Origin of the sequence: Aurantimonas sp. A2-1-M11 (assembly GCF_036549475.1) — a bacterium.
Taxonomy (GTDB): Bacteria; Pseudomonadota; Alphaproteobacteria; order Rhizobiales; family Rhizobiaceae; genus Aurantimonas.
Genome location: NZ_JAZHLI010000104.1, coordinates 1 through 1,771, shown reverse-complemented (window position 1 = coordinate 1,771; position 1,771 = coordinate 1). Strand labels below are relative to the sequence as shown.

1 protein-coding gene and 1 pseudogene are annotated in these 1,771 nt (G+C 62.7%); both read right to left on the bottom strand.

Features of this window, described 5'->3' with window-relative positions; genetic code table 11:
• Window positions 1–1,061 (bottom strand): FecR domain-containing protein (locus tag VQ042_RS23515; RefSeq protein WP_331822713.1); only part of this gene is annotated, 1,061 nt, incomplete at its 3' end.
• Window positions 1,062–1,461: 400 nt separating this feature from the next.
• Window positions 1,462–1,771 (bottom strand): annotated as a pseudogene (locus tag VQ042_RS23510) (transposase domain-containing protein); the annotation flags it as partial.

Sequence of the window (1,771 nt, the reverse complement as noted above, 5' to 3'; positions counted from 1 at the left end):
CCATTGCCGTTGCCGCCGACGTTGCCATTGCCGTTGCCGCCGACGTTGCCATTGCCGTTGCCGCCGACGTTGCCATTGCCGTTGCCGCCGACGTTGCCATTGCCGTTGCCGCCAGCGTTGCCGTGGCCGTTGCCGCCGGCGTTGCCGTGGCCGTTGCCGCCGGCGTTGCCGTGGCCGTTGCCGCCGGCGTTGCCGTGGCCGTTGCCGCCGACGTTGCCATTGCCGTTGCCGCCGACGTTGCCATTGCCGTTGCCGCCAGCGTTGCCGTGGCCGTTGCCGCCGGCGTTGCCACCGCCGAAGCCGTAACCAAAGCCGTTGCCACCATTATTGTAATTGCCGCCACCGTTTCCGACATCGTCGCCTCGAGCTGCGGCACTCCTTCCTTGGCTCTGATTACTGCCCCTATCCGACTTCGGCCCGTTCTGTGCTTCGTCACGGAAACTAGACAAATCCCGCCCCAGTGGTGCGACCGTGGGCGCGACCGGTCTGCCCGGCGTGACCGTGGGAGCGTTTATTCCAGCGGTCGCCAGTCCAGTACGTGAAGCATCAACACTGGCCGATTGACCCGCGCCGATGGCGGCCCTCTGACCACTGATTGGGTCTCGAACCTCGACCAGACCGTCCGCCACGTCGATGCTGGTAGCGACGTCGGAGACATCCACCGTGAAGGTCGTGCCTTTGACGACTGCGGCCATATACGGCGTCTCTACAGAGAAATGCGGCCGTCCGCGCTTCTCAACTTCGAACTCGACGCTGCCCACCTGCTGGACGACACGCGTCCTGCTATCGGAGCGGGATGGTGCCACCACCGCCACGGTACTGGGTGCGAACGTCATGACGTTCTTATCTTCGACAAGCCGCACGCGGCCGGTCCATGAAGTTTCGATGGTGACGCCTTCGGGAACTGCCATTTTCGCGGTGAGGCGGACCGGCTCTTTTCCGACCTCAAGCGCCCACGCTCGTCCCGATACCCGGTCGACGATCCAATTCTCGGCGAAAGAATTTTGCACGGGAGTCAGAGTGAAGACCAGTAGGCCCAGGAAGACGACACGTTTACGCATAAGAGCACCTGCGATTGGATAGAGGAGGTACCCTGCAGGGGGGGGTATTACGAAGATGTGAACAAGGTGAGCGCAAAACGATCGACGGCTAAATAGTTGGTAAACAAGGGTTTACAGATGCCGACGGACCATGCGCCCCTCCATCCTCCTGCTTTACCGCATGCCATATCAGCACTTTTCACAGGGCGGCTGCCTCATGTGCAGAGATATCGCAGCCGGTGCCGACAGGCTGAATGGGACGACTGAGGATGAGCTCAGAGTAAGCGGTGGGCGACGGACATTGCCTTTTGGGCTTGACCGGTCCTGAGGGAGGTCTGCGGCCTTCGAGGCGCAAGGTCGCCTTCGAGTGCAACAAAGTTTGCAACGTTTGTTGGGAAGCTGCCGCCGAAGGCGCCGGCTACTATGCCGGGTCTTGCGGGACGAAGGTCCAGGGCAGGAGTTCGTCGATACGGCTCTGCGGGTGGCCCGCGGCGATCGCCTCGAGGGTCGCCTTCACATAGGCGTAGGGCTCGACGCCGTTCAGCTTGCAGGTGCCGATCAGCGACGCGAGCCGGGCCCAGCTCCTGCCGCCCTCGTCGTGGCCTGCGAACAACGCGTTTCTTGCGATTGAGTGTCAGCGGACGGATGAGGTTCTCGACAGGGTTCGAATCCATCTCGACGCGGCCGTCGTCGAGGAAGACGCAGAGCCCGTCCCAGTGCCGCGTGACGTA